This window comes from Polaromonas sp. YR568 (assembly GCF_943372955.1).
Lineage (GTDB): Bacteria > Pseudomonadota > Gammaproteobacteria > Burkholderiales > Burkholderiaceae_C > Polaromonas.
In genome coordinates, this window is the sequence record NZ_CALSAL010000007.1 from 1 (window position 1) to 25,215 (window position 25,215).

The window sequence follows — 25,215 nt, forward strand, 5'->3', positions numbered from 1 at the left end:
CCACTGCTGCCTCCCGTAGGAGTCTGGGCCGTGTCTCAGTCCCAGTGTGGCTGGTCGTTCTCTCAAACCAGCTACAGATCGTCGGCTTGGTGAGCTTTTACCTCACCAACAACCTAATCTGATATCAGCCGCTCCAATCGCGCGAGGTCTTGCGATCCCCCGCTTTCATCCTTAGATCGTATGCGGTATTAGCGTAAATTTCTCTACGTTATCCCCCACGATTGGGCACGTTCCGATATGTTACTCACCCGTTCGCCACTCTCGAGTATTGCTACTCTACCGTTCGACTTGCATGTGTAAGGCATGCCGCCAGCGTTCAATCTGAGCCAGGATCAAACTCTATAGTTTAATCACTGCAATATTTCAACTCCCCGCATTTGACTGCGGGAAGAAAACTCATAAAAAACGGAATTGATGAGAAATCTTGACGATTTCACATGTTCTATCTCTATGAGCGTTTAAGGTCAAAAGACCTGACTCGTCAACTTGCGTTGAGTTGTCTGGCAATCGCCTTCAAACGCCCATACTTATCGGCTGTAAATTTTTAATGATCCTGACTACTTGCAAGCAGCTTGGCCGCTTGCTTTTGTCGTTTGCTGTAATCAGCAGAGCCTCAAATTATATACCGATTTTTTAATCCCGGTCAACCTGAAGGTTATTTGTCTCGTCTGACTGAGCGCTTAGTTTTATCAACTTTGCGACTTTCGTCAAATTTGACAGAGCCTTAAATTCTATACCGGATTTTGAAGCCCAGTCAAACTTTTAAACTCTTTTTTTCTGCCACCTTTCCGTTTCCGGAAAGTACTTGCGTTTTCAGCAGAGCCTTGAATTCTATACCGGAAATTTCGTCCCAGTCAACTTCGAATCCAAATTTTTATCTGCTGCCGCTGCGATTTCTCTTTAGGAGCGCTGCGCTGCGTTATCAGCAGAGCCATAGACTGTAACACGGAATTTCTGCGCTTTGAAGAGTGCGCCCAAAAGTTTTGCATCTGGCCGCTCAAGCCCTTTCAGGCCCGCAATGGCAGCTGCCGCTGACGGCGCCCGGAAAGAGCAAACAGGGCGTTCGCCAACGCAGGCGCCAGTGGGGGCACGCCAGGCTCCCCCACGCCTGCGGGGGCTCGTCCACTCGGCACAAGATACGTCTCGACCTGCGGTGCATCCCTCAGCGAGACAAGCGGGTGTCCGGGGAAATTCCTTTGCCGGACAACGCCTTCGGTAATATCGATCCGGCCGTGCAGGGCGGCACTGAGCGCAAACACCACCGAGCCCTCCATCTGCTGGGCCACCACACCGGGATTGACCACCGTGCCGCAATCCAGCGCACACACCACGCGGTGAACCCGAGGGCTGTCCGCTGCGAGGGAAACCTCAACCACCTGCGCGACGATGGTGCCGAAAGACTCATGCAGCGCCACACCCCGTGCCCGGCCCGCTGGCAGGGGCGTGCCCCACCCGGCTTTTGCCGCGGCCAGCGTCAGCACCGCCCGGTGGCGCGGGGCCTCCTGCAGCAGCGGCAGGCGAAAAGCCACAGGATCCATGCCGGCCTGAAGCGCCAACTCATCCATGAAGCTTTCAATGAAGAACGCGTTATGGGAGTGCCCCACGGAACGCCAGTAGCCCACCGGCACGTGGGAACGGGTGGCGACTTGGGCCATCTGCTGGTGCGCAAATCGGTAGGGCACATCAAACAGGCCCTCTGCCGCGCTCTTGTCCGGGGCATCCACCGGGCTGGCGAGCCCGGGGGCGTTGCGCTCCAGCCAGCGCGGTGTGATGGCATCGCCCGCCGACAGCAGGCTCACCCCGCTCACCCGTCCGTCCGGTCCGAACCACGCGCGGAGCCGGGCGACCTGCATGGGCCGGTAGAAGTCGTGGGTGGTGTCCTCTTCGCGCGACCACATCAGCTGCACCGGCCGGCCGCCACATTCCATCGCCACGCGCACCGCCTGCGCCACCACGTCAACCTCCAGCCGGCGGCCGAAGCCGCCGCCCAGCAGGGTGACCGTGACCGACACGTCCTCCAGAGCAACGCCTGCCACCTGCGCGGCTTGGGCCACCGCCATCTGCGGCACCTGGGTCGGCACCCACAGCCGCACCTTGCCACCAGCCACCTGCGCCGTGCAGTTCATCGGCTCCAGCGTGGCGTGCGCCAGATAGGGTGCGCGGTAGACCGATTCCACCGTCCTCGTGGCGCTGCCCTGCGCCAGAGTCACATCGCCACGCGTGTAGAAGGTATGGGCAGGACCGGTGTCCAGTGCCGCCAGCAGATCGCGCTCGATCCGTGCGGAGTCCAGCGCACCGGCCGGTCGCTGCTGCCAGTCCACCTTCACCGCCAGCGCGCCCTGCTGCGCATGCCACCAGGTGGCGCCCACCACCGCAAAGCCGGCGGTTGACCCGGCGAAGCCCTGCAAGCGCACGATACGCTCTACACCGGGCATCGCCAGTGCCGCCGCCGGATCCACCGCCCCGGGCGACCCGCCCAGCATGGGGCACATGCGCACGGCGGCGTACACCATGCCGGGCAGGCGCACATCCACGCCGAACACAGCCTGCCCATTGGTTTTGGCAGGGATGTCGAGGCGAGGCGCAGGGCGGCCAATCAGCTTCCAGGTCTGCCGGCTCTTGAGCCTCACCTCGCCCGGCGGCGTGGCGGCCGCGAACCGGGCCAGCTCGCCGTAGTGTGCTGACGGACCAGAAGGGTGCGACATCACGCCGTCGGTGACCATCAGCTCAGCGACGGGCAACTTCCAGTCGAGCGAAGCGGCACCCAGCAGCGAACCGCGGGCCGTGGCGGCCGCCGTCCTGACCACCTCCCAGGCATCCGCCACGCTGGAAGATCCGCCCGTGGCGTTGATGCCCAGCTCGCGCGCCAGCTTGCGCATCATCCACTCGCCCAGCCGAACCGTGGTGGGCCGCACCCTGGGGGCGCCGTCTTCGGATAAGTCGTCCCGCTCCAGCGGATGAAAGGGCAGACTGCCGACCAGCATGGCGACATTGCCGTAAATCGCGTCGCCGCCCGCCTGCTCCACGCTGACGCGCACCAGCGGCAGGTCCATCTCTTCAGCCACCAGCATGGCCAGCGCGGTGTGCACGCCCTGCCCCATCTCGCTGCGCGGCATGGCCAATACCACCGAGCCGTCGGACTTGACCTTGATCCAGCCATTGAGCACCACGCCTTCAGCGCGGCCATTTTCGCCATCGATTCCGTCCAGAGCGGGCCACGGATGGCTGGCGCTGCCCAGCCGCGACCGGGGCGGCAACAGGCTCCAGCCGATCACCAGAGCCCCTGCGGCGCCAGTGGCGCTCAACAACCAGGAGCGGCGCTTCATGACCTGGCTTGCAGCGCGCCAGCTGGCCCGACTGGCACGGCCGGCCCGCTGGCCGCGCGGCGAATGGCCAGCCGGATGCGCTGGTAGGTGCCGCAGCGACACAGGTTGGTGATAGCCGCATCGATGTCGGCATCGGTGGGGCGCGGTTTTTTGTCCAGCAGCGCCGCGGCCGCCATCAGCATGCCGGACTGGCAATAGCCACACTGCGGCACCTGCTCGGCAATCCAGGCGCGCTGCAGCGCATGGGGCTTGTCGGGGGAACCGAGCCCCTCTATCGTCTGGATGCGCTTGCCGATCACGCCAGAAACCGGTGTCATGCAGGCGCGAACCGCCGCACCGTCAACCCGGACCGTGCAGGCCCCGCAGGCCCCCACGCCACAGCCGTATTTGGTGCCTGTGAGGTTGAGCACATCGCGAAGCAGCCACAACAGGGGCATGTCCGGGTACGCCCGGGCAGCCAGGCTGCGGCCATTGATGTCCAGCCGGATGGGTGTCTCCACGTGCGCTCCTCAAGGGTGTGAAACCGGAAAACCACTATAGCGATTCCGGCCGTGGCAAAAGGTAACAACGGCGCGCCATCAAGGCCCCGAACGAGCCCCGAACCGGCCCAGAAGCCAGCCCCGGGATAATCCTCTCTATATATGGCACTTATCACCTTACTTGACGCCCAGCTGGCTTTCGGCCACGTGGCCCTGCTGGACCACGCTGATTTTTCGCTTGAAACCAACCAGCGCATCGGCCTGATCGGCCGCAACGGTACGGGCAAATCCTCACTGCTGAAAATCCTTGCCGGGCTCGAAAAGCCCGATGACGGCACGCTGCAACTGCAGCAAAACCTGCGCATTGCCTATGTGCCGCAAGAGCCCAGCCTGGACCCGCATGCCACCGTGTTCATCGCCGCCAGCGCGGGGCTGGCGCGGACCCGGCAGGTGGTCGAACAGTACCTGGCGGCTGACGAGCACACCGATTTAGATGCGCTGCAGTCCGAAATTGAAGCGCTGGACGGCTGGAACTGGGAGCAGCGCGTGGAGGAAACCCTGCACCGCCTGCACCTGGACAAGGACGCCATCGTCGGCTCGCTCTCCGGCGGCACCAAAAAGCGCGTCGCCCTCGCACAGGCGCTGGTCGCCAAGCCCGACGTGCTGCTGCTCGACGAGCCCACCAACCACCTGGACCTGGATTCCATCGCCTGGCTGGAGGAACTGCTGGTCAATTTCAACGGCAGCATCATCACCATCACCCACGACCGCGCCTTTCTGGACCAGGTCGCGACCGCCATCGTCGAGCTGGACCGCGGCAAGCTCAACAGCTACCCCGGCAATTTTGCGCAGTACCTGATTCAGAAGGAAGAGCAGATGGCGCAGGAGGCGGTGATCAATGCCAAGGCCGACAAGCTGCTGGCGCAGGAGGAAATCTGGATCCGCAAGGGCGTGGAAGCACGCCGCACCCGCAGCGTGGCCCGCATCGGCCGGCTCGAAGCGCTGCGCCAGACCCGCGCAGCGCGGCGCGACGCGGTGGGCCGCGTCAACCTGGATGTCTCCAGCGGCGAGAAAAGCGGCAAGATCGTGGCCGAGCTGACCAATGTGTCCAAGAGCTTCGGCCACCCGGGTGCGGAGAAAATCATCGTCAACCAGTTCACCGGCACGCTGCTGCGCGGTGACAAGGTCGGCCTGCTGGGCCCCAACGGCGCCGGCAAGACCACGCTGCTCAAGCTGATCCTGGGCGAGCTGCAGCCGGATGTGACCACGCCGCCCGGCAAGGTCCGCCAGGGGGCGAATCTGCAGGTCGCCTATTTCGACCAGATGCGTGACAGCCTCGACCTTGACGCCACGCTGGAAGACTTCATCAGCCCCGGCAGCGAGTGGGTGGAGATCAACGGCCAGAAAAAGCACGTCAAGAGCTATCTGACCGACTTCCTGTTTTCACCAGCACGCGCCAATTCGCCGGTGCGCACGCTGTCGGGTGGCGAGCGCAATCGCCTGCTGCTGGCGCGCCTCTTCGCACGGCCCGCCAATGTGCTGGTGCTGGACGAACCCACCAACGACCTCGACATCGACACGCTGGAGCTGCTGGAAGACCTGCTGCAGAACTACGAGGGCACGGTGTTTCTCGTCAGCCACGACCGGCGCTTCCTCGACAACGTGGTGACCAGCACGATTGCCTATGAAGGCACACCCGACAACCCGGGCTTCTGGCGCGAGTACGAAGGCGGCGTGACCGACTGGCTCACGCAATCGAAGCGTGCGGCGCAGATCACCGGCAGTGGAGGCGGCAAAAGCCCGGCAGGCACGGCCACCAAGCCCGGCAACAAAGGCACCAGCAAATCGGACAGCAAAGGCCCGGCCGAGGCAAGCAAAGAAGGCGCTGCAGCCCCGAAGAAGAAGCTCAGCTACAAGGAGCAGCGGGAACTCGACGGACTGCCCGCACTGATTCAACAGCTGGAGTCACAGCAGAAAGCGATTGAGCAGGAGCTGTTTGACGGCACGCTGTATGCCCGCGATCCGAAGCGGGCGGCCGAACTCAACGCGCGCAACAGCAAGATCGAGGAAGAGCTGATGGCCGCGCTGCAGCGCTGGGAACACCTCTCGTAATCCCGCCTTTGGAGCGCCAGCGCACCAGTTGCGCTGTGCGCCTACAGCCATCAGCGGCGCCGTCCTTGCGGTTCACGCCGCGCAGAAGATCGCGCAGGCTTACAGTCGGGAGAACCATGCCCGCATTTTCAAGCCTCCCCACCTCCGGCCTCGTGCTGAACGCCATCCGGTGCACCAGCCTGCTGATGGGCTTGTGGCTCACCGGCTGCGCCTCGCTGCCCACAGAAGTCAGCCGCCCCACCTCGACAGCGCTCGCCGACCCGACCGAGACCCGGCTCGGCACGCTGGTCAATGCCCGTGCGGCACGCGCCGGCACACGTAACGATTCCGGTTTTGCACTGGTGGGCAGTGCCGAGCTGGCCTTCACCAGCCGGATGACGCTGATCAAGGCCGCAGAGAAAACACTGGACCTGCAGTACTACGCCATCCACGCCGACGAAACCACCGACCGGATGATGGACGCGCTGCGTGAAGCAGCTGGGCGGGGTGTGCGGGTGCGCATCCTGCTCGACGACTTCAACACCACCGGCAAGAACGCCCAAGTGCTCAAGCTGGCCTTCGAGCGCGGCATTGAAGTGCGGCTGTTCAATCCGCTGCCGGGCGGACGGGGTTCGCTGGTCATGCGGGTGCTGGGCAACCTGCAGGACACGCAGCGCATGCAACGGCGCATGCACAACAAGATTTTTGTGGCCGACAACGCCGTGGCCATTGCGGGTGGCCGCAATCTGGGCGAGACCTACTTTGGCCAGAGCGAAGGCACCAACTTCATCGACATCGACATCCTCGCGGCCGGCCGCATTGCGAGAGACCTGTCCCGAAGTTTCGACCAGTACTGGAACGACCCGCTGGCCTATCCGGTGCAGTCACTGATGAGCAAGGCCGATATTGACGCCCTCAAACCCCCGCCTCCCGGAACCACGCAGGCCACCGGCACATCGGATGCGGCGCTCACCCCTGCGCCGGTGAAACCAGCCGCCGCCAGCACCGTCCCCGCGTTGGGCGACTCGACCGACCTGCGGCTACTGACCTGGACCTGGGCACCCTCAACGCTGCTGGTCGACAAGCCCTCAAAGATCGCCGCCGATGCAGACAGCACCGGAGATGCGCAGGACACCGCAGTAGACGGCCTGCTGCAACTGATGGCCGAAGCCCGCAGCGATGTGCTGCTGGTGTCGCCCTACTTCGTGCCGGGCGAGCGCATGATGAAGCAGTTTGCCGACATCCGCCAACGCGGCGTGCGGGTGCGGGTGTTGACCAACTCTCTGGCGAGCAACGACGCACCCGCTGCGCACGTGGGCTATGCCCGCTATCGCAGGGCGCTGCTGGCCATGGGCGTGGAGCTTTACGAAATGCATGCCGAGCAGCCGGGCACGGTGCGTGGCTTGCGGTCCGGCGGGGGATCGATGGGCGACTCAACCGGTGGCTCCCGTTCCAGCCTGCACGCCAAGACGGCGGTGATTGACCAGCGCCTGCTGGTGGTCGGCTCGATGAATCTCGACCTGCGTTCCCAGTTACAGAACAGCGAGGTCGGTCTGGTCATCAGCAACCAGGCCTTGTCTGAAGAAGCCCGTGCGCTGATCGAGCCTGCGATGGCGCAGGGCGCCTGGCGCGTGGAACTGGTGGACGACCAGCTGCTGTGGCGCGCGCCCCAGGGTTCGACCCTGAAAGACACGCGCACAGAGCCTGACGCCAGTCTTGGCCTCAAGCTGCTGCTGATGCTGATCTCGCCGTTCGCGCCTGAAGAGATGCTCTGACGCCGTGCAGCGAAAGAGCAGGCGAGCCTCAGCTAACCCTAGCGGGCCTTAACCAGCCTTCTTCGCGTAAGCACTGCACCAGGCTTGGGCAGACACCTGCTTGCCGGCAAACAGCGGGCAGCCGCCTTGCGCAGAACCTGCAGCGCCCTGGTACAAGGCGCAATTGCTGCAGTTCTGGCCGGCGGCGTAATTGGCGTACTTCGCTTTGTCGGCCTTGGTGGCATCACTCACGTACCCCAAGGCAGTGGCCTGCGCGTCTTTTTCATCGACCAACGGGCCAGTCGCGGCCACTGGCGCGGGCGCTGCAGGTGCGGCGGCAGGGGCTGGTGCGGGTGCGGGCGCAGGGGCGGGCGATGCCGAGGGGACGGCGGTGGTGGTGGCCTTCTCGCCACAGGCACTGAGCAGGCCGGCGGTGGCAGACAGGCCAGCCAGTGGCAGCAGTCTGGAAAGCGTGGTCGCGGGAATCAGTTGTATCAGCTGTCGGCGGGTTTTCATCGGCATGTCCTCGGGTTGGAAGTTGCAGGTGGGCCCTGGCAATGACGCCCGGACGCAGGCCGGACGACCTGCTCCCACACCTTAAGGTGCCGGGCCCCTGCCGCGCAAGAGGCAAACGCCTTCAAAACATGTCATCCGGCACCCCAGCTTGTAAATATCTATTTCATGCCGTCACGCAAACGCGCAAACACCTTCCAGAACGCAGCCTCCTGCGTGGTCGCGAAGTTGATGCGCATCAAGGGGCTCGGGGTGCGCACTGCATGAAACAGCGCGCCGGGCGCAATCAGGTAGCCCTCGTCCAGCATGCGCTGCGAGAGGGCGTCGGTGTCCACGCCGGTATCGACCCAGCCAAAAAGACCGGCTGGCTCCGCCGCAAACGTGCAGCCGTGCGCCAGCGCCAGCTTGACGCTGCGGGCACGCGCCTGGTCGAGCCGGGTGCGCACCCGCTCGGCGTGCCGGCGCAACTGGCCCTGGTCGATGCACCAGGCCAGCGCTTTTTCCAGCAAGGCGGGCGTAGTGAGGGTGGCGAGCAGCTTGGTGTCGAGCAGGCGCTCCACCAGCTCCGGCGGCGCGGCCAGGAAGCCGACGCGCCAGCCGGGTGCCAGAATCTTGGCGAAGCCACTGACGTAAATCGTGCGCTGCAGGCCGTCGAGCGCGCAGAGCCGGGTGGCGTGCTCGGGTGCCAAGTGGCTGTAGGTGTCGTCTTCAACGATGTGGAAGTTGTGCTGGTTGGCCAGCTGCAGCACACGGTGGGCACTGCCGGGGGTGAGGCAGTAACCGGTGGGGTTGTGGAACACGCTGACGCTGACAAACAGCTTGGGGCTGTGCGCCTCGCAGTACTTCGCCATCACCTCCAGATCGGGCCCGTCGGCGCGTCGCGGTACCGGCAGGATGCGCATGCCCAGCGCGTCGAGCCGCGCAAACTCCACCGCCCAGCCGGGCTCTTCGACCATCACGCAGTCGCCAGCGCGCAGCAGCGTGCGGCTCACGATGTCGAGCGCGTGCGTGGCGCCGACCGTGGTGATGATCTGCGCAGGCGTGGCCGGCACATTGATGGCGCCGAGCTTTTGCGACAGCGCCCGGCGCAAGCCGCTGTCGCCCATCGGTTCGCCGTACTGCAGTGAAAAGTCGCGCAGCGCACTGACGCTGGACACCTTGCGCACCGCCGCCGGCATGAAGGTGGTTTCCAGCCAGTCCGCCGGGAACACGCCCATGCCAGGCTGCGGCTTGTGGCTGATTTTGTGGAACATGCCGCGAATCAGGGCGGTGGCGTCCACCGGCGCCTGGCGCGTGGCGATCCAGGTGGCGGTGCTCCAGCTGTCCATGGGCGCTGGGGATACCGCGGCCTCCGGCTGCGGCTTCACGGTCACAGATTTGTCCGCGCGCGGTGCAGCGGGCGGTGCCGTGCGGGACGCCTCACGCACAAAAAACCCCCGGTTCTTCTGCGCCACCACCAGCCCCTGCGCCAGCAGCTGGTCGTAAGCGGCCACCACGGTGGCCACACTCACGCCCTGCTGCTGCGCGCACAGCCGCACCGACGGCAGTCGCGCGCCCGGCGCCAGCAAGCGGCTGCGAATGCGCTCGGCAAAACGCGCGCTGAGCTGCGCGGTGAGCGACTGGGAAGAGGTTTTCATCAACATGGCGGGGCCTGCGGTCTGAAGGATTGCAAATGCTTCCGGGTGAATTCGGGATCGCTTCAGCGTGGTGTGCTGACTATTTGACCAATACAGTTCCGGAGTTTGTCGCAACAACTGTACTGGTCGTGTACTGGTGACAACTATAAAGTGGCAAACATGAACTGGCAAGAATTCACCGCGCTGCTGGTGCTGGCCACGGCGATGAGCTTCTCGCCGGGGCCCAACACCACGCTGTCGACCGCACTGGCCGCCAATGGCGGCTTGCGGCGCAGCCTGCCGTTTGTGCTGTCGGTGCCGGTGGGCTGGGGCGTGCTGCTGCTGGTGTGCGCCTTCGGTGTCGGTGCGCTGCTGCTGGCCGTGCCGATGCTGGCCCTGGCCGTGAAGGTGGTGGGTGTGGCGTACCTGCTGTGGTTGGCCTGGAAGATCGCCCACTCACGCCAGCTGAGCAATGCTGAAGCGGCACGGTTGAACGTGGGCTTCTGGCAAGGCGCGGCGCTGCAGTTTGTGAACATCAAGGCGTGGATGCTGGCGCTGAGCATCGTGAGCGGCTGGATCGCAGGGCATGCTGATGCAGGCACGCGCCTGTCCATCGTGCTGCCGGTCATGCTGGCCTATGCGCTGGTCAGCAACCTCACCTATGCGCTGGTCGGCTCCCTGCTGCGGCACTGGCTCACCGGGCCCGACGGCACCGGCCGCCGCCTGAAAATCTTCAACCTCGTCATGGCCGGTGTGCTGGTGGTGACGGCCTTCTGGATGCTGGCCTCATGACCACCACCGTCATGACCACCACCGTCATGACCAGCGACGCACGCGCCCGGCTCCACAAGGGCCTGTGGCTGGGCCTGCTCGGCATCGTGATCTTTTCCGTCACGCTGCCGATGACGCGGCTGGCGGTGGGCACGCCCGATGCGCCGCAGATGTCGGGCGTCTTCATCGCGGTGGGCCGTGCGGTGGTGGCGGCGCTGCTGTCGGGTGTGTTCCTGCTGGTCACCCGCGCGCCGCTGCCGAAGCGTGGCGACTGGTGGCCGCTCGTGCTGATTTCTGGGGGTGTGGTGTTCGGGTTTCCGCTGCTCACCTCGGTGGCCATGCGGCATGTGGAGGCCATGCATGCCAGCGTGATCGTCGGTGTGCTGCCACTGGCCACTGCGGCCGTGGGCGCGCTGCTGCACCGCCAGCGCCCCTCGCTCGGCTTCTGGGCCTGCGCGGCCTTGGGCTCTGCGCTGGTGGTGGTGTTTGCGGTGCTGCGCTCCGGCCAGGGCGCCGCAGGCCTGTCGATCAGTCTGGCCGACACCCTGCTGCTGGCCGCCATGGCTTGCGCGGCCGTGGGCTACGGCTACGGCGCGCAGCTGTCGCAACGCATGCAGGCCGAGCACGTGATCTGCTGGGCGCTGGTGATCGCACTGCCCCTGACGCTGCCGCTGGCACTCATCACCTGGCCGGCCACGCCCGTCTCGGCGGCGGCGTGGGGCGGTTTTGCCTATCTGGCGGTGTTCTCGATGTGGCTGGGGTTCTTTGCCTGGTACCGCGGCCTGGCGCTCGGTGGCACGGTGCGCGTGAGCCAGGTGCAGCTGGTGCAACCGTTTTTGTCGATGCTGTTTGCGGTGCCGCTTCTGGGTGAGCGCATGGACGCCGTCACCGTGGGCTTCAGCCTGGCGGTGATCGCCACCGTCTTCATCGGCAAGAAAATGCCGGTTCACCCTGCTGCGCCTGCCCAGTCTCCTGTGTCCCCTCTCCTACCCGATTCAAGACCATGACCACTTCCGCCTGGCTGCTTTTCATCACCATCTCGCTGGTCACCGCGCTCAGCCCCGGGCCGGGCATTCTGCTAGCGGTATCCAACGCGGTTGCCTGGGGGCCGCGCAAGACGCTGTGGAGCTCGTCGGGCAATGTGCTGGGCGTGTTTTCCGTCTCCGCTGCGGCCATGGCCGGCCTCGGCACCCTGCTGCACACCTCGGCGTGGCTGTTCGCGGTGCTCAAGATGCTCGGCGCCATCTATCTGGTGTATCTGGGCTGGCGCCAGTGGACCAGCAAGACCTCGATGTTCGACACGCCTTTGACCAACGATGCGCCGTCTGGCAAAAGCAATGCCGCACTGTTCAGGCAAGGCCTGCTGGTGGCGCTGACCAACCCGAAGAGTATTTTGTTCTTCACCGCCCTCTTCCCGCAGTTCATCCAGCCGGAGGCAGCCATGCTGCCGCAGTTTCTCGCGTTGACGAGCGCTTTCGCGGCCTGCGTGCTGACCTCGCATCTGTTTTACGTGCTGCTGGCACGCCACACCCGGCGCTGGTTTGGCACACCCGGTCGCGTCCGCATCTTCAACCGCCTCTGCGGCGGCGCTTTCGGACTGCTGGGTCTGAGCCTGCTCCGGCTCAAGAGCCCGACTGCCCCCTGATCCCCACCCAAGCCTGTCATGAACATCGCCGACATTCCCTTTGGCACCACCGACTGGTCCAGCGTGCCGCGCACCGAGCATTCCGCGCTGCAGGGCAAGGCGTTCTGGCGCACCCGGCAGTTTGGTGATGTGCGGGTACGGGTGGTGGAATACACCCCAGGCTATGTGTCTGACCACTGGTGCCGCAAGGGCCATATCCTGCTGTGCCTCGAAGGCGAGCTGCACACCGAGCTGGAGGACGGCCGGGTGCATGTGCTGCTGCCCGGCATGAGCTATCAGGTGGCCGATGGCGCCGAAGCGCACCGCTCCAGCGCACCGGGTGGCGCCAAACTGTTCATCGTCGACTGAGCCTGTCAACCCATGAAAGTCTCCCTCCAGCAAGCGCTGCGGCAACTGCCCGGCGCCCCCACCCCCGAATACCCAGAGGGTGTGCCGTTTGCCACGCTGATGGCAGGCGGCAGCATGAGCGTGGAAGTGTTTGCGCCAGGAAGCAATGCCGACGGCAAGGACCGGCAGCAGCCGCACACGCAGGACGAACTTTATTTTGTGCAGGCCGGGCAGGGTGAGATCATCATCCATGACCAGCGTTTCGACGCCCGCCCCGGCGACGCGTTTTTTGTCGTAGCGGGTACCGAACACCGCTTCGAGAATTTCAGTACCGATTTTGTGACCTGGGTCGTGTTTTACGGCCCGCAAGGAGGAGAGTGACATGAACGAGAAAACCACCATGCAATGGACGCAGGCGCAACGCGCCCACAAGATGAACCCGTCGGTGATCCGCGAGATCCTGAAGGTGACAGAAAAGCCCGGCATCATCAGCTTTGCGGGTGGCCTGCCCTCGCCCAAGACCTTTCCGGTCAGCGCCTTCCGCGAGGCCTGCGACAAGGTGCTACGCGAAGACGGCAACGCCGCTCTGCAGTACGCCGCCAGCGAAGGCTATGCACCGCTGCGCGAAGCCGTGGCGGCGATGCTGCCCTGGAAGGTGGACCCGGCCCAGGTGCTGATCACCACCGGTTCGCAGCAGGGCCTGGACCTGATCGCCAAAATCCTGATCGACGCGGGCAGCCGCATTCTGGTGGAAACACCCACTTACCTCGGCGCCCTGCAGGCCTTCACGCCGATGGAGCCCGAAGTGGTGGGCGTGGCGAATGACGCGGAAGGCGTGGACCTTGACGATCTGGCCAGCAAAGCAACCGGCGCCCGCTTTCTGTATGTGCTGCCCAACTTCCAGAACCCCACCGGCCGCACCATGACCGAGGCGCGCCGTGCAGCACTGAGCGCCGAAGCGGCACGGCTGGGCCTGCCGATGGTGGAAGACAACCCTTACGGCGATCTTTGGTTTGACACCCCGCCACCACTGCCGCTGACCGCACGCAACCCCGAAGGCTGTGTGTACCTCGGCTCGTTTTCCAAGGTGCTGGCACCGGGCCTGCGGCTGGGCTTCATGGTTGCGCCCAAGGCGCTCTACCCCAAGCTGCTGCAGGCCAAGCAGGCGGCCGATCTGCACAGCCCCGGCTTCAATCAGCGCATGGTGGCCGAGGTGATGAAGGGCGGCTTTCTGGACCGCCACGTACCGACCATACGCGCGCTGTACAAGTCGCAGCGCGACGCCATGCTGGCCGCCATGCAGCGCGAGATGCCCGAGGGCGTGAGCTGGAACACGCCCGACGGCGGCATGTTCCTGTGGGCGCGCCTGCCGGAAGGCATGAACGCGATTGACCTGCTGCCCAAGGCCGTCGAGCGCAATGTGGCCTTTGTGCCGGGCTGGGCGTTTTATGCGGCCACGCCCGACCCGCGCTCGCTTCGCTTGTCGTTTGTGACCTCGAGCGTGGAGCAGATCAACATCGGCATTGCCGCACTGGCTGCCGCCATCAGGGACATGCAGGGCCAATCTGTCCCGGCGGCACAGCTCGCAGAAGCCGGCGCCTGAACGCGCTACACGGAGAACACACATGCTGCATATCTGGGGACGCCTCAGTTCCATCAATGTGCGTAAAGTCGTCTGGGCCGCGCAAGAACTGGGGCTGGACTTCCAGCGCACAGAAGCGGGCGGCCTGTTCGGCCTGGTCAAGGAGCCGGCGTACATTGCCCTGAACCCCAACTCGCTGGTGCCCGTCATTCAGGACGAGGACTTCGTGCTTTGGGAGTCCAACGTGATCGTGCGCTACCTGTGCGCAAAACACTCGCCCGGACAGATGTATCCGGCTGATCTTCGCGAACGCTTCGATGCCGAGCGTTGGATGGACTGGCAGCAAACCACGCTGAACCCGGCCAGTCGCCCCGGCTTCATCCAGCTGGTGCGTACGCCTGCCGGTCAGCGCGATGACGCCGTGCTGAGCGAATCCAACGCGGCAGTCGAGAAGCTGATGGAAAGGCTTGATTCGCACCTGGCCCACCGCAGCTTCATGGTCGGCGAACGCTTTTCCATGGCCGACATTCCCGTGGCCTGCGAAGTCCACCGCTGGTTTGGGTTGCCGCAGACACGGACCGCACGCCCCCATGTGGAGCGCTGGTACCAGACCCTGCTGGCCCGCCCCGCCTCACGCGGTGTGCTGGACCAAGCCCTGTCATGACATGTGAAATGAATCTTTGAAACCAATGATGAAGCAACGCAATTTCAAACAGGTGGACGTGTTCACGCCCACCCCTTATCTGGGCAACCCGCTGGCCGTGGTGCTGGACGGCAGTGGTCTGGACGACGAGGCCATGCAGCGCTTTGCCCGCTGGACCAACCTGTCAGAAACCACTTTCGTGCTGCCACCCACCCAGCCGGGTGCCGACTACCGCGTGCGTATCTTCACGCCGGGCGGTGAACTGCCGTTTGCCGGCCACCCCACGCTGGGCACCTGCCACAGCTGGCTGCAGGCCGGCGGGCAGCCGAAAGACAACGAATTCATCGTGCAGGAGTGCAAGGTCGGTCTGGTGAAAATCCGGCGCGAGCCGGGCACGCAGCGGCTGGCTTTTGCAGCACCGGCATTGAAGCGCTCCGCCCCCAGCCCGGTGATGCTGGCGCAGGTGGTCGCCGCGATGGGGCTGGCACCGCAGCAGATTCGCGCGGCGCAGTTGCTCGACAACGGCCCCGTCTGGCTGGGCCTGCTGCTCGACGCGCCCGAGACCGTGCTGCAGCTCACACCCGACCACAAAACGCTGGCGCGGCTGGACGCCAAGGTGGGTGTGGCTGCGCTCTACCCGAGCGAACCCGCACCGGCATTGATTGCCCGCGCCAACCGGGAAGCGCGTGCCTTCGGCACCAGCCACACCGCCGCCGCTGGCGAGTTCGCGCCCGACATGGAAGTCCGAGGCTTTGTGGCCCCGGTCGGCATTGACGAGGACCCGGTCACCGGCAGCCTGAACGCCAGCCTTGCCCAGTGGCTGATTGCTGAGGGCCACGCGCCAGCGAAGTATGTGGCGTCGCAAGGCGTGTGCCTGGGCCGTGCGGGGCAGATTCACATCGAGCAGGATGCGGCAGGCCAGGTGTGGGTGGGCGGTGAGTCCGTCACCTGCGTGGATGGGCAGGTCACACTGTGATGTGAGCCCCACGATGAACGCATTGCACTCACAGCTCGATCATCTGGTGGTGCTGGCCGCCACGCTGGACGAAGGCGTGGCCTGGTGCGAACGCACGCTGGGCGTCACGCCCGGGCCGGGTGGCGAGCATCCGCTGATGGGCACGCACAACCGGTTGCTGTCCATCGCCTGCGAGGCCTGGCCGCTGGCCTATCTCGAAATCATCGCCATCCACGCCGGCGCGCCCTGTGCCCGACCCGCAGGCTACCGCCGCTGGTTTGATCTGGATGACGCGGCCTTGCAGCAGCAACTGAAAGCGACCGGCCCGCAACTCGCGCACTTCGTCGCCCGCACCTCAGACGCACAGGCCGCAGTGCATGCGCTGGCCCAGCACGGGCTGGATCGCGGCGAAGTACTGCAGGCTTCGCGCATGACGCCGCAAGGCCTGCTGAGCTGGAAGATCACCGTTCGCGCTGACGGCCAGCGGCTGCTGAACGGCACGCTGCCCACGCTCATCGAGTGGGGCGATGTGCACCCGGCACGGGGCATGGCCCCCTCGGGCATCACGCTGCAATCGGTGCAATCGGTGCAGGCTAGCCACACGCAAGCCGGCCTGCTGCGTGCGAGTTACGCAGCCATTGGATTGCAGGGCATTGCCGCAGAGCAAGGTCCACCAGGTCTCACCGCCGCGCTGCACACGCCGCGCGGTCTTGTCACACTGTCATCAAGGAACCCGTGAATGCTCACTGCCACTGAACTCGTCTGGTTTGCCCTTGCGGCTCTGGTGTTGGTACTGACGCCAGGCCCGAACATGATTTACTGCATCTCGCGCACGCTGTGTCAGGGACGCACCGCTGGCTTGATTTCGCTCGGTGGTGTGGCGATGGGCTTCCTCGTGCATCTGCTGGCGGCGGCTTTCGGGCTCACGGCGTTGCTGCTGGCAGTGCCGCTGGCCTTTGACGCCATCAAGGTGGCCGGTGCCACCTATCTGCTCTGGATGGCCTGGCAGGCGGTCAAACCAGGTGGCCTGGCGCCTTTCGAAACGCGTACCCTGCCCAGCGACCCGCCGCGCAACCTGTTCCTGATGGGCTTCATGACCAACCTGCTCAACCCCAAGGTGGCCATGTTTTACCTGTCGTTCTTCCCGCAGTTCCTGCACCCTGAGCGCGGTGACCTGCTGCTGCAAATCCTGACGCTTGGCGCTGTTCAGATCAGTGTCAGCACCGGCGTGAACACCGTGCTGATCTGTTTTGCTGCAGCCATCGCCGGGCTACTGAACCGCAACATGCGCTGGATGCGCGTCCAGCGCTATGTGATGGGCACAGTGCTGGGCCTTCTGGCGCTGCGCCTGCTGGCCGAAAAACGCACAGCCGCCTGAGCGCCCCGTCACCCACGGGACAAAAATCCACGGCCGGGTTCGCCACAATCGCGGCATGGGAACGCTTTATCTGGTGCGCCACGGCCAGGCCTCTTTTGGTGCCGAGAACTACGACGAGCTGAGTGAACTGGGTCGCCGGCAGAGCGTGCGGCTGGGCGAATACTTCCGGCACAAGGGCATCAGCTTTGAAGCCGCCTTCACTGGAACACTGCAGCGGCAGCAGCAAACCCTGCAAAGCATCTGCACCGGCCTCGGCACCGCGCTGCCGGGCACCCAGCGGGCGGGGCTCAATGAGTACGACAGCCATGCCGTGATTGCCACGGTGCACCCACAGCCGCTGGCAAAGCCCGATTCGCCGGAGCAATACCGCAACCACTTTCGCCTGCTCAAGGACGGCCTCGCGCAGTGGATGGCCGGTGTGGTCAGCCCACGCGGCATGCCTAGCTACCCCGAGTTTGTGGCGGGTGTGACCACCGCGCTCGACCATGTGCGCGCCTCGCACAGCGGCAACGTGCTCATGGTCTCTAGCGGCGGGCCGATTGCCACCGCCGTGGGTCATGTGCTGGGCACCAGCGCCGAAACCACCATCGAGCTGAACCTGCGCATCCGTAATTCGTCAATCACCGAATTTGCCTTCACGCCCAAACGCCACATGCTGGTGACGTACAACACGCTGCCCCACCTCGATTCACCCGAGCACGCGGACTGGATCACCTACGCCTGACCGCTTCGCGCGGGTGTGCCCTACGGCCGCGCTGTCAGGGAGCAGTCAGAAGGCGCGTGTCGGGTGTTTTTGCTATTGCCGAACCCGCGTGGAGCCCACATACTGTCGCGCACCATGACCGAGGCCACTACACCACGCCTTCGCACTGCAGGCGTGCACTTCATCACCGGCTCACCCACCGCACGCGCCACTGCAGAGACCGCCTTTCAGACCCTGCTGGCACGCCTGGGCCTCGGCGATGCCGTGTGCCATTCGTCTGCGCCAGATGATGAGCTCGCCGCCGGCTTCTGCCTGCGCCCCGAGCTGGCCACCACCTGGCTACCCGACCACGACACCACCGGACTTGCCGAGCGCCTGAAGCTGGACACCACCGCCAGCACCGACGACCTGGAGCGCGAAATCCTGATCGCCATGCTGGCCAGCCCGGTGGCCTTTGCCTTCCCCGGCTTCGATGAGCTGGTCGCCCATGTGCACATCCGCCGCAACATCGTGCAGGCCGGCCGCAAGACAGCGCTGGCCTTTCACACCACCGAGGTGGACCGGCCCGAGGACTGCTGGACTTACTCAGAAGACGACGGCTTCACCGTGCGTCCCGGCCACGCGCTGATTCCGGCGCTGCAGAAAGCCACGCAGCCCGATGCCTCGGGGCGGCTGTATTCCTTCTCCTGCTACCGCGCCACCGAGTACGTGATCCTGCTGGCGATTGCCGAAGAGCTGCAACAGTGCAACCCGCCACTGCTGGCCGCGCTGCAGCAGCGCTGGGAGCGCAGCGCCATCATGTCGGGCAAGTTCCACGACGTGTTCCTGCGCGAGTACGGCACCATGGAAGACCCGCTGCCACCGCGCTACTACGTGCCTGGCGACCGGCTGTGGTTCCGCAACCCGGACGAGCATTCGTCTGATGTCTCGGGCTACGAGGGCTCGTGGGTGTTCTATCTGGGCGGTGGCCTGTTCACCAACTTCTGGAAGCGCGAAAAGCCATTCACGCTGACCGCCAAGTGCGTCGAGATTTACCACTGGCGCGATGCCACCTACACCGACGCGCAGGGCCATCTTCGGATTGACGAAAACATTGTTGAGGCGGGCGTCAAGGCATCGCTTGCCGACCCGCAGGAGACCGCGCGCATCCTCTCGCTGATGATGCGCATGCGTGACCCCAAGGGGGTGTACGTGGCGGGTGGCTGCATCGACACCTCGCGCGAATGCCCACGCTGGGTGTGCACCGGCACCAGCGACATGGTGCTGCCCGCGACCTGACGATGCGGGCCACACGTTGGCCCCACGCGGGCCATCAACCTGGCAGCAGTGGCAGGTCAGCCTTCTTGAGGGTGCGCAGCACAAAGCTGGACTTGCTGTGCCGAATGCCCTTGATCTTGTAGAGCCGCTCGCGCAGCAGCCGCTCGTAGTCCTTGGTGTCTTTCACGGCGATGCGCAGCAGGTAGTCATATTCGCCAGACACCAGCCAGGCCTCAATCACCTCAGGAATCGCGGCCAGGGTTTCGCCAAACTTCTCCAGCGTGTTGTCAGAGTGGCTGTCGAGCGTGACCTGCACCAGCACCGTGTCGCCCAGGCCCAGCGCCTGCGCATTGAGGCGCACGGTGTAGCCCTCGATCACACCGGCCTCTTCCATCTTTTTGATGCGCCCCCAGCAGGGTGAAGGGCTCAGGCCCACGGCGTGGCCGATCTCCTGCAGGCTGGTGCGCGCATCGGCCTGCAAAACCTGAAGGATTTTCCGGTCCAGATTGTCCATGCAGACAATTTATCTGAATTAACCAATTCAGTGGAATATTTATCTGAAATACGTCTGAAAAACAGGAAATCAGGCAAATTATTCGGCCCAAGCTGGGCGATACTTTGGTCATGACAGCGGACTTACCGGCCCGACTGACAAGACAAAGCCCCCAACAGGTTACCGCTTGTTGGGGGCTTGGTTTTTTACGCCTGGGGGGCGTCACACCATTAACCTATGGGACCGCGCAAGAGTTCGGCCAGCCCTAGATTGGCAAGCGGCTACTTTGCGCCAATCCTGACTGACAGTGATAGGGCGAATCACTGTACTTAGGCAAGAATTTTGAGCGCTTCTTCATTTTTAATGCATCGAGCCTTCTAAGTCACCTAATATGGACTGGTATTGACAGAAGCTTCATTGGCAAAGTCAGAACGTAAGTCGTTAAGGTATGCATCGCGCAAATCACTATCAAGATCAGCTCAATGGCCATCCTCTCAGAACCTGCACTCGACTTCGCAAAAGAACATATCGAGCGCTTCTACGACTCGGACTTCTTCCCTAAGCCGGCTGAGTTTGAAGCACTGTGGCACCAGTGGGATGAGGTAAAGAAGGAGCTGATGTCGAAAAACGTGTCGAAATTATGGGTAACGCCACCGAGAGCGATGACGATTGGGAAACCGAAAGGTGGGTTTAGAGTGGTTCATCAACTTGAGCCGCTTGACGCAGTAATTTACACAGCTTTGGCATATGAAGCCGCGCCATCCATTGAGAACGCGAGAATAGACGCGAGCGAGAAGGTAGCCTGTTCTTATCGCTTCAATGTAGCTAACGGCAGCTTTTTCTCTGAGGGCTCAGGTTGGGCTGACTATGAGTCAAGAACGGAAGAGCTACTCGCAGAGTTCTCTCATGTCTTGGTTACGGACATAACGGACTTTTATAACCAAATCTACTTGCACCGCCTAAATAACGCAATCGAATCATCGAACCCGGCTTTGAAGCCATTCGCCGTTGAAATCGAAAACTTCCTATTGACTCTAAATAGTAAGTCGTCACAGGGTGTTCCTGTAGGTCCTGCCGCCAGTATTGTTATGGCGGAAGCAGTACTAATTGACGTAGATAATTTTCTCCGGGCACAAGGTGTTGCACACACCAGATATGTTGACGACATCCGCTTGTTCGCCAACTCACCGCGGGAATTGCTAAAAGTCCTTGAGAAACTGACGCTTTATCTATATGAAAACCACCGTCTAACGGTTTCTTCTGAAAAGACAGAGCTTCTTGATTCCAAGGCTTTTACCGAGAAGCATTTTCACAATCATTATGCTGACGAGAAAGCTGATCTTATAGAGAGCCTTGAGGAGTTCAACCCCTATTCAGATGATTTCGATGAAGATGAGTTTGACGATCCTGACGATGAATTAATCGAAGCTATCCAGAAGGTCATCAAATACGATCATTTGGATCTAGGACTGGCGCGTAGCGTAATTCGGACCGCACGTCGCAATTCAATTGATGTGATAGCCGAACATCTTCTTGAACATTTTGATTTTTTCGCACCTGTAGTTAACGACGTAGTTCTCTATTTACACGAAGTCACTGATGCAGCCATGCCAGCTAAGCTACGCCCGCACTTGGAGGCGATTGTTGAATCTCCAGCATTGGACGCCCAACTGGTACGTTACTGGGTGGAGTCTTACATCGCTCAGTATAAGGAGTACATGGCAAGCCCAATTTTGAGAGGTCTTATCTATTCGGGAACGAATATTGAGAACCAAGCGATCGCAGCTATAACTACAAGAAACGTTGCATGGGTGCGCCACCATAAAGCCTCAATCTACAACTTGGGCGGATGGGGCAGAAGAGCTGTGTTGAATGCATCACGGGTACTTCCAAGTGACGAAAGAGTTCATTGGTTAAAGCTTTTTTCCGCCAATACACCCTTGTTGCTTGATCGCTGGGTTGCCAAATGGGTTCAAGAAACTGCGTAACGCATGGCTCGGTTCCTCAAACGCCACGAAAGAGGGCGATCACCAAACCGATAACTAAGGCGCGCTAATAACTCGCGACAACAGCTAGTGATAACGCAACGAGAATGCGCGGCCATCGCCTTATCGTTCCTTGCGTCGTTCAATCAGTGTGCCTGCAGGCAACTGATCCATCTCAACCAATAAGCGCGCCAAACTGCGACCTACAGCCGACAGCACCGTACGGCCCTTATCTGCCGTCGCGGCAGCGGCATTTCCCACAGCGCCCTGCGGGTTGTAGTCCTGCATCTGCCAGCCCAGCTTGGCGCTGCGGCCATCGCCGAGGATGCTGAATTTTTTGGAGCGGTCTTCAGACGACGAATGAAAGTTCTGCGCCTGGGCCATGTCCACTTGTTCGGGTTTCAGCGCCAGCATCATTGAGGTTTCAATCTCACCGGCATGGATACCGAAGCGGTGCTCGTGGTCGCCGAACAGGCCGCTCAGTGACTTGCCGTCTTCGCCGAGCAGCGGCAGATTGAACGAGCTGGCGCTGTAGACCAGCATGCCGAGCCGGGCGCGCAGATCGCGCGCCACCACATCGAGCAGGCCCACCTGACCGCCATGCGAATTGAGCAGCAGCAGCTTTTTCACACCACTGGCCGCGACTGACTCGGCAAGTTCTGTCCACAGGCGGATCACGGTTTCAGCTTTCAGCGTGAGCGTGCCGGCAAAGCGCGTGTGCTCAGGGCTCAGGCCGACCGACTGGGTGGGCAGGAACAGCACCGGCTGATCGGCAGGCAGATGCGGCAGCGCGGCGGCGATGACGCCGTCAACCAGCGTGGCATCGACATTGAGCGGCAAGTGCGGACCGTGCTGTTCGATCGCCGCCACCGGGAGCACAGCGATGCAGCGGGCCAGGTCGAGTTGGGCGAAGTCGGTGGTTTTGAGGTCGGACCAGAAGCGAGGTTGGGTCATGGGCGTATTTTGAGGCTGTTTTCCGATTTTGAGCGTTGGTGTTGGGCTGAGTCTTGAGGCCGGGACTCGCCCCGGCGGGCGACTCACTTTCTCTTGCTTCGCAAAGAGAAAGTAAGCAAAGAGAAGGCGACCCGAAGTCTGGGTCCCTTCGCTTGCGCTACGGGCAACCTGCGCTGCTCGATTACGGCGGCAGTCCGCACAACTCGCCTTCGGCTCAAACAAGTGCGGCCTGACCCTCCGCCTCCATCTGCGCTGCTCGGCCCAGCCACACGGGTAAATCGGGAGCGGGAACCAAGACAACAAGGACACGCAGCGGCGTGTCCTTGTCGGGTTCGGTATTTGTATTCTGTTTTCCTGCCCCACCCCTTGTGAATGCGCCGAGGAGCGCAGGGCCAGGCGGATCAGGGCTGGCGTTGTCTGAGCCGAAGGCGAGTTTAGCCAGACCCCGCCTGGACCGAGCACCGCAGGTTGCCCCGTAGCGCAGCGAAGGGGACGCAGGCACCAGGGTCGCCTTTTCTTTTGCTTACTTTTCTTTTGGCGACGCAAAAGAAAAGTGAGTTGCTGCCGGGCAACCCCCGGCCTCAACCCTCAGCAAACAACCCAAATACCGAAGAATCAAATCTCAATCTTGCTACCCAACTCCACCACAGAGTTATTAGGCAAATTCAAAAAGTCCGCCGCCCCACTTGCGTTGTGGTGCATCTGCGCAAACAGCTTCTCACGCCAGGCCGCCATGCCGCTGCCGATGGTAGGAATCACAGTGTCGCGTGACAGGAAGTAGCTGGTGGTCATCGGCTCCAGTTCGCAGCCGCGTCCGCGCAGCTCGCGCAGCGCCTTGGGCAGGTCGGGGTCGTTCTTGAAGCCGTAGTGCACGATCACCTGCCAGCAGTCGTGGCCCAGTGATTCGATTTCAAGGCGCTTGGTCAGGCCGATCCACGGCACCTCGTGGTTGCGCACCGTCACAAACAGGTTCTGCTCGTGCAGCACCTTGTTGTGCTTCAGGTTGTGCAGCATCGCGTTCGGTACTGTGCCGGGCTCGGCCGTCAGGAACACTGCGGTGCCCTCCACACGGGCGGGTGGACTGACGAACACCGCGTCCAGAAAACCGGGCAGGTCAATCGAGTCGGCGCGTAGCTTCTGGGTGAGGATGTGCCGGCCTTCTTTCCAGGTCATCATCAGCGTGAAGACCACGCCACCAATCACCAGCGGGAACCAGCCGCCAGCGAACAGCTTCATCATGTTGGAGGCGAAGAAGGCGAAGTCGACCACGAAGAACACGCCGGTGGCGGCGATGCAGAGGCTGAGCGGGTATTTCCAGCCGTAGCGGATCACGAAGAAGGTGAGGATCGTGGTGATCAGCATGTCGGCGCACACCGCGATGCCGTAAGCCGCCGCCAGATTGCTGGACGAGCGGAACAGCACGACCGCCAGCACGATGGTGATGAACAGGCCCCAGTTGACGAAAGGCATGTAGATCTGCCCGGTGTCGCGCACGCTGGTGTGCTGGATGTTCAGGCGCGGCAGGTAGCCCATCTGGATGGCCTGCTTGGTGACGCTGAAGGCGCCGGTGATCAGTGCCTGCGATGCGATCACCGTGGCAGCTGTGGCCAAGCCGACCAGCGGCAGCAGGGCCCAGTCGGGTGCCATCAGGTAGAAGGGGTTCTTCACGGCCTCGGGGTTGCCAAGCAGCAGCGCGCCCTGGCCAAAGTAGTTCAGCACCAGCGCGGGCATGACCACGGCGAACCACGCCACGCGGATCGGCTTCTTGCCGAAATGCCCGAGGTCGGCGTACAGCGCTTCGGCGCCGGTCACGCACAGCACGATGGCACCCAGGATGATGAAGGTGGTGCCGGGGTTGGCCCACATGAACATCACCGCGTAGTGGGGGCTCACAGCCGCGAGGATTTCGGGGTGGTGAATGATCTGCGAGACGCCCAGCAAGGCCAGCACCAAAAACCAGACCAGCGTGATCGGGCCGAAAAACTTGCCGATGCCGGCGGTGCCTTTTTTCTGCACTGCGAACAGGCAGAACAGGATGACCAGCGTGATGGGAATCACGCCCTGCTTGAAGGTGGGAGACACAATCTCCAGCCCCTCGACCGCTGACAGCACCGAGATGGCCGGGGTGATGACGCCGTCGCCATAAAAGAGCGAGGTGCCAAAGATACCGATGATCAGCAGGATGCGCCGCAGGCGGGGCTTGTCCTTGACGGCTGTGGAGGCCAGCGCCAGCATGGCGATCAAACCGCCCTCGCCGTTGTTGTCGGCCCGCAGCACCAGCGCCACGTACTTGATCGAGACGATGACGGTCAGCGTCCAGAAGAAGATGGACAGGATGCCGTAGATGTTGTCGGGGGTGAACGGGACGTGCCCGGAGCCGAAAACTTCCTTGACGGCATACAGGACACTGGTGCCGATGTCGCCGTAAACGACACCGATGGCGCCCAGGGTGAGCGCCGCAAGAGATGATTTTTGGTTTGACACAGAAACTTCCCGATACCAGTGCCACGGGCATCCGGTCAGACCAGACACCCCGGGCGGAACCAGGAATGGTTGCCTTTGGGACCGCTATTTTGCGCCCTCAGACGGCGCATGCAAGCGGGCAGGCACCCCTAAAGCGCACAAATCTGGCGATTGTTGCAGCGCAGCAACTTGTGCGCACCAAAGGCCGAGGGGCTGTATTCCCCCGGTTTTGACGGTCCGCCCGACTTCCCAAGCGGCTGCGGGCAGTCCGGCTTTGCCG

At 62.9% G+C, this 25,215-nt stretch carries 22 protein-coding genes and 1 rRNA gene; 15 read left to right on the plus strand and 8 right to left on the minus strand.

All coding sequences use genetic code 11. The features are described 5' to 3' along the window. The 3 genes from AAG793_RS14340 to AAG793_RS14350 form a co-directional block, all read right to left on the minus strand. Positions 1–348 (minus strand): 16S ribosomal RNA (locus tag AAG793_RS14340); the annotation flags it as partial. Between the two features lie 659 nt (positions 349–1,007). After that, positions 1,008–3,326: a molybdopterin cofactor-binding domain-containing protein gene (locus tag AAG793_RS14345; protein ID WP_341909331.1), complete on the minus strand. Its 2,319-nt coding sequence runs from the start codon at positions 3,324–3,326 to the stop codon at positions 1,008–1,010. Next, complete coding sequence (locus AAG793_RS14350) at positions 3,323–3,814, minus strand: (2Fe-2S)-binding protein (RefSeq protein ID WP_341909460.1); 492 nt, start codon at positions 3,812–3,814, stop codon at positions 3,323–3,325. The genes AAG793_RS14345 and AAG793_RS14350 overlap by 4 nt, the downstream gene beginning before the upstream one ends. A gap of 153 nt (positions 3,815–3,967) precedes the next feature. Between AAG793_RS14350 and AAG793_RS14355 the strand changes: the two genes are divergently transcribed. Together AAG793_RS14355 and AAG793_RS14360 are read left to right on the plus strand one after the other, a co-directional pair. Next, a complete protein-coding gene (locus tag AAG793_RS14355; protein ID WP_341909333.1) occupies positions 3,968–5,917 on the plus strand; it encodes an ATP-binding cassette domain-containing protein in 1,950 nt (649 codons plus the stop codon). Positions 5,918–6,033: 116 nt separating this feature from the next. Next, entirely contained in the window at positions 6,034–7,671 is a 1,638-nt protein-coding gene (locus AAG793_RS14360) for a phospholipase D family protein (protein ID WP_341909335.1), read from the plus strand. Positions 7,672–7,719: 48 nt separating this feature from the next. Here AAG793_RS14360 and AAG793_RS14365 read toward each other — a convergent pair whose 3' ends face one another. Both AAG793_RS14365 and AAG793_RS14370 read right to left on the minus strand, forming a co-directional pair. Further along, complete coding sequence (locus tag AAG793_RS14365) at positions 7,720–7,962, minus strand: high-potential iron-sulfur protein (protein WP_341909462.1); 243 nt, start codon at positions 7,960–7,962, stop codon at positions 7,720–7,722. 362 nt (positions 7,963–8,324) lie between these two features. After that, the gene (locus tag AAG793_RS14370) at positions 8,325–9,806 is read right to left on the minus strand and encodes a PLP-dependent aminotransferase family protein (protein ID WP_341909337.1); all 1,482 of its coding nucleotides are present in this window, start codon (positions 9,804–9,806) and stop codon (positions 8,325–8,327) included. Positions 9,807–9,959: 153 nt separating this feature from the next. Between AAG793_RS14370 and AAG793_RS14375 the strand changes: the two genes are divergently transcribed. The 12 genes from AAG793_RS14375 (at position 9,960) to AAG793_RS14430 (ending at position 19,061) form a co-directional block, all read left to right on the plus strand. Then, positions 9,960–10,571, plus strand: a complete 612-nt coding sequence (locus AAG793_RS14375; protein WP_341909338.1) for a LysE family translocator — start codon at positions 9,960–9,962, stop codon at positions 10,569–10,571. Continuing rightward, on the plus strand, positions 10,568–11,557 hold the full coding sequence (locus tag AAG793_RS14380) for a DMT family transporter (RefSeq protein ID WP_341909340.1): 990 nt from the start codon (positions 10,568–10,570) through the stop codon (positions 11,555–11,557). Before AAG793_RS14375 ends, AAG793_RS14380 begins: the two co-directional genes overlap by 4 nt. Continuing rightward, complete coding sequence (locus tag AAG793_RS14385; RefSeq protein WP_341909343.1) at positions 11,554–12,195, plus strand: LysE family translocator; 642 nt, start codon at positions 11,554–11,556, stop codon at positions 12,193–12,195. Before AAG793_RS14380 ends, AAG793_RS14385 begins: the two co-directional genes overlap by 4 nt. A gap of 18 nt (positions 12,196–12,213) precedes the next feature. After that, positions 12,214–12,543: a DHCW motif cupin fold protein gene (locus AAG793_RS14390; protein ID WP_341909345.1), complete on the plus strand. Its 330-nt coding sequence runs from the start codon at positions 12,214–12,216 to the stop codon at positions 12,541–12,543. A 12-nt stretch (positions 12,544–12,555) separates the two neighbouring features. After that, positions 12,556–12,903, plus strand: coding sequence for a cupin domain-containing protein (locus AAG793_RS14395; RefSeq protein WP_341909347.1), 348 nt, complete (start codon positions 12,556–12,558; stop codon positions 12,901–12,903). Position 12,904: 1 nt separating this feature from the next. Beyond that, complete coding sequence (locus AAG793_RS14400; RefSeq protein WP_341909349.1) at positions 12,905–14,125, plus strand: PLP-dependent aminotransferase family protein; 1,221 nt, start codon at positions 12,905–12,907, stop codon at positions 14,123–14,125. A gap of 22 nt (positions 14,126–14,147) precedes the next feature. Continuing rightward, positions 14,148–14,768, plus strand: coding sequence for a glutathione S-transferase (locus tag AAG793_RS14405; protein WP_341909351.1), 621 nt, complete (start codon positions 14,148–14,150; stop codon positions 14,766–14,768). 28 nt (positions 14,769–14,796) lie between these two features. Beyond that, positions 14,797–15,723, plus strand: coding sequence for a PhzF family phenazine biosynthesis protein (locus AAG793_RS14410; RefSeq protein WP_341909353.1), 927 nt, complete (start codon positions 14,797–14,799; stop codon positions 15,721–15,723). Positions 15,724–15,745: 22 nt separating this feature from the next. Continuing rightward, positions 15,746–16,441: a VOC family protein gene (locus AAG793_RS14415; protein WP_341909463.1), complete on the plus strand. Its 696-nt coding sequence runs from the start codon at positions 15,746–15,748 to the stop codon at positions 16,439–16,441. After that, on the plus strand, positions 16,442–17,080 hold the full coding sequence (locus tag AAG793_RS14420) for a LysE family translocator (RefSeq protein ID WP_341909354.1): 639 nt from the start codon (positions 16,442–16,444) through the stop codon (positions 17,078–17,080). 55 nt (positions 17,081–17,135) lie between these two features. After that, complete coding sequence (locus tag AAG793_RS14425) at positions 17,136–17,804, plus strand: histidine phosphatase family protein (RefSeq protein WP_341909357.1); 669 nt, start codon at positions 17,136–17,138, stop codon at positions 17,802–17,804. A 114-nt stretch (positions 17,805–17,918) separates the two neighbouring features. Then, positions 17,919–19,061, plus strand: a complete 1,143-nt coding sequence (locus AAG793_RS14430; protein WP_341909359.1) for a hypothetical protein — start codon at positions 17,919–17,921, stop codon at positions 19,059–19,061. A gap of 34 nt (positions 19,062–19,095) precedes the next feature. Here the strand turns inward: AAG793_RS14430 and AAG793_RS14435 are convergent, their stop codons facing one another. Beyond that, positions 19,096–19,554, minus strand: a complete 459-nt coding sequence (locus AAG793_RS14435) for an Lrp/AsnC family transcriptional regulator (protein WP_341909361.1) — start codon at positions 19,552–19,554, stop codon at positions 19,096–19,098. 461 nt (positions 19,555–20,015) lie between these two features. Here AAG793_RS14435 and AAG793_RS14440 point away from each other — a divergent pair, with 461 nt between their 5' ends. Next, positions 20,016–21,521: an RNA-directed DNA polymerase gene (locus AAG793_RS14440; RefSeq protein WP_341909363.1), complete on the plus strand. Its 1,506-nt coding sequence runs from the start codon at positions 20,016–20,018 to the stop codon at positions 21,519–21,521. 120 nt (positions 21,522–21,641) lie between these two features. Here the strand turns inward: AAG793_RS14440 and AAG793_RS14445 are convergent, their stop codons facing one another. Both AAG793_RS14445 and AAG793_RS14450 read right to left on the minus strand, forming a co-directional pair. Then, on the minus strand, positions 21,642–22,472 hold the full coding sequence (locus tag AAG793_RS14445; protein ID WP_341909364.1) for a creatininase family protein: 831 nt from the start codon (positions 22,470–22,472) through the stop codon (positions 21,642–21,644). A 615-nt stretch (positions 22,473–23,087) separates the two neighbouring features. Continuing rightward, positions 23,088–24,956 carry a potassium transporter Kup gene (locus AAG793_RS14450; protein WP_341909367.1) on the minus strand — a complete coding sequence of 623 codons (1,869 nt, stop codon included), beginning with the start codon at positions 24,954–24,956 and terminating at the stop codon, positions 23,088–23,090. Positions 24,957–25,215: the final 259 nt, after the last annotated feature.

Bases quoted from the DNA above. Each gene is read 5' to 3' on its own strand.
- AAG793_RS14370 (WP_341909337.1), bottom strand. From the start codon at position 9,806: ATGTTGATGAAAACCTCTTCCCAGTCGCTCACCGCGCAGCTCAGCGCG.
- AAG793_RS14390 (WP_341909345.1), top strand. From the start codon at position 12,214: ATGAACATCGCCGACATTCCCTTTGGCACCACCGACTGGTCCAGCGTG.
- AAG793_RS14440 (WP_341909363.1), top strand. From the start codon at position 20,016: ATGGCCATCCTCTCAGAACCTGCACTCGACTTCGCAAAAGAACATATC.
- AAG793_RS14375 (WP_341909338.1), top strand. From the start codon at position 9,960: ATGAACTGGCAAGAATTCACCGCGCTGCTGGTGCTGGCCACGGCGATG.
- AAG793_RS14395 (WP_341909347.1), top strand. From the start codon at position 12,556: ATGAAAGTCTCCCTCCAGCAAGCGCTGCGGCAACTGCCCGGCGCCCCC.
- AAG793_RS14380 (WP_341909340.1), top strand. From the start codon at position 10,568: ATGACCACCACCGTCATGACCACCACCGTCATGACCAGCGACGCACGC.
- AAG793_RS14430 (WP_341909359.1), top strand. From the start codon at position 17,919: ATGACCGAGGCCACTACACCACGCCTTCGCACTGCAGGCGTGCACTTC.
- AAG793_RS14445 (WP_341909364.1), bottom strand. From the start codon at position 22,472: ATGACCCAACCTCGCTTCTGGTCCGACCTCAAAACCACCGACTTCGCC.
- AAG793_RS14355 (WP_341909333.1), top strand. From the start codon at position 3,968: ATGGCACTTATCACCTTACTTGACGCCCAGCTGGCTTTCGGCCACGTG.
- AAG793_RS14420 (WP_341909354.1), top strand. From the start codon at position 16,442: ATGCTCACTGCCACTGAACTCGTCTGGTTTGCCCTTGCGGCTCTGGTG.
- AAG793_RS14360 (WP_341909335.1), top strand. From the start codon at position 6,034: ATGCCCGCATTTTCAAGCCTCCCCACCTCCGGCCTCGTGCTGAACGCC.
- AAG793_RS14385 (WP_341909343.1), top strand. From the start codon at position 11,554: ATGACCACTTCCGCCTGGCTGCTTTTCATCACCATCTCGCTGGTCACC.
- AAG793_RS14425 (WP_341909357.1), top strand. From the start codon at position 17,136: ATGGGAACGCTTTATCTGGTGCGCCACGGCCAGGCCTCTTTTGGTGCC.
- AAG793_RS14410 (WP_341909353.1), top strand. From the start codon at position 14,797: ATGAAGCAACGCAATTTCAAACAGGTGGACGTGTTCACGCCCACCCCT.
- AAG793_RS14400 (WP_341909349.1), top strand. From the start codon at position 12,905: ATGAACGAGAAAACCACCATGCAATGGACGCAGGCGCAACGCGCCCAC.
- AAG793_RS14405 (WP_341909351.1), top strand. From the start codon at position 14,148: ATGCTGCATATCTGGGGACGCCTCAGTTCCATCAATGTGCGTAAAGTC.
- AAG793_RS14345 (WP_341909331.1), bottom strand. From the start codon at position 3,326: ATGAAGCGCCGCTCCTGGTTGTTGAGCGCCACTGGCGCCGCAGGGGCT.
- AAG793_RS14435 (WP_341909361.1), bottom strand. From the start codon at position 19,554: ATGGACAATCTGGACCGGAAAATCCTTCAGGTTTTGCAGGCCGATGCG.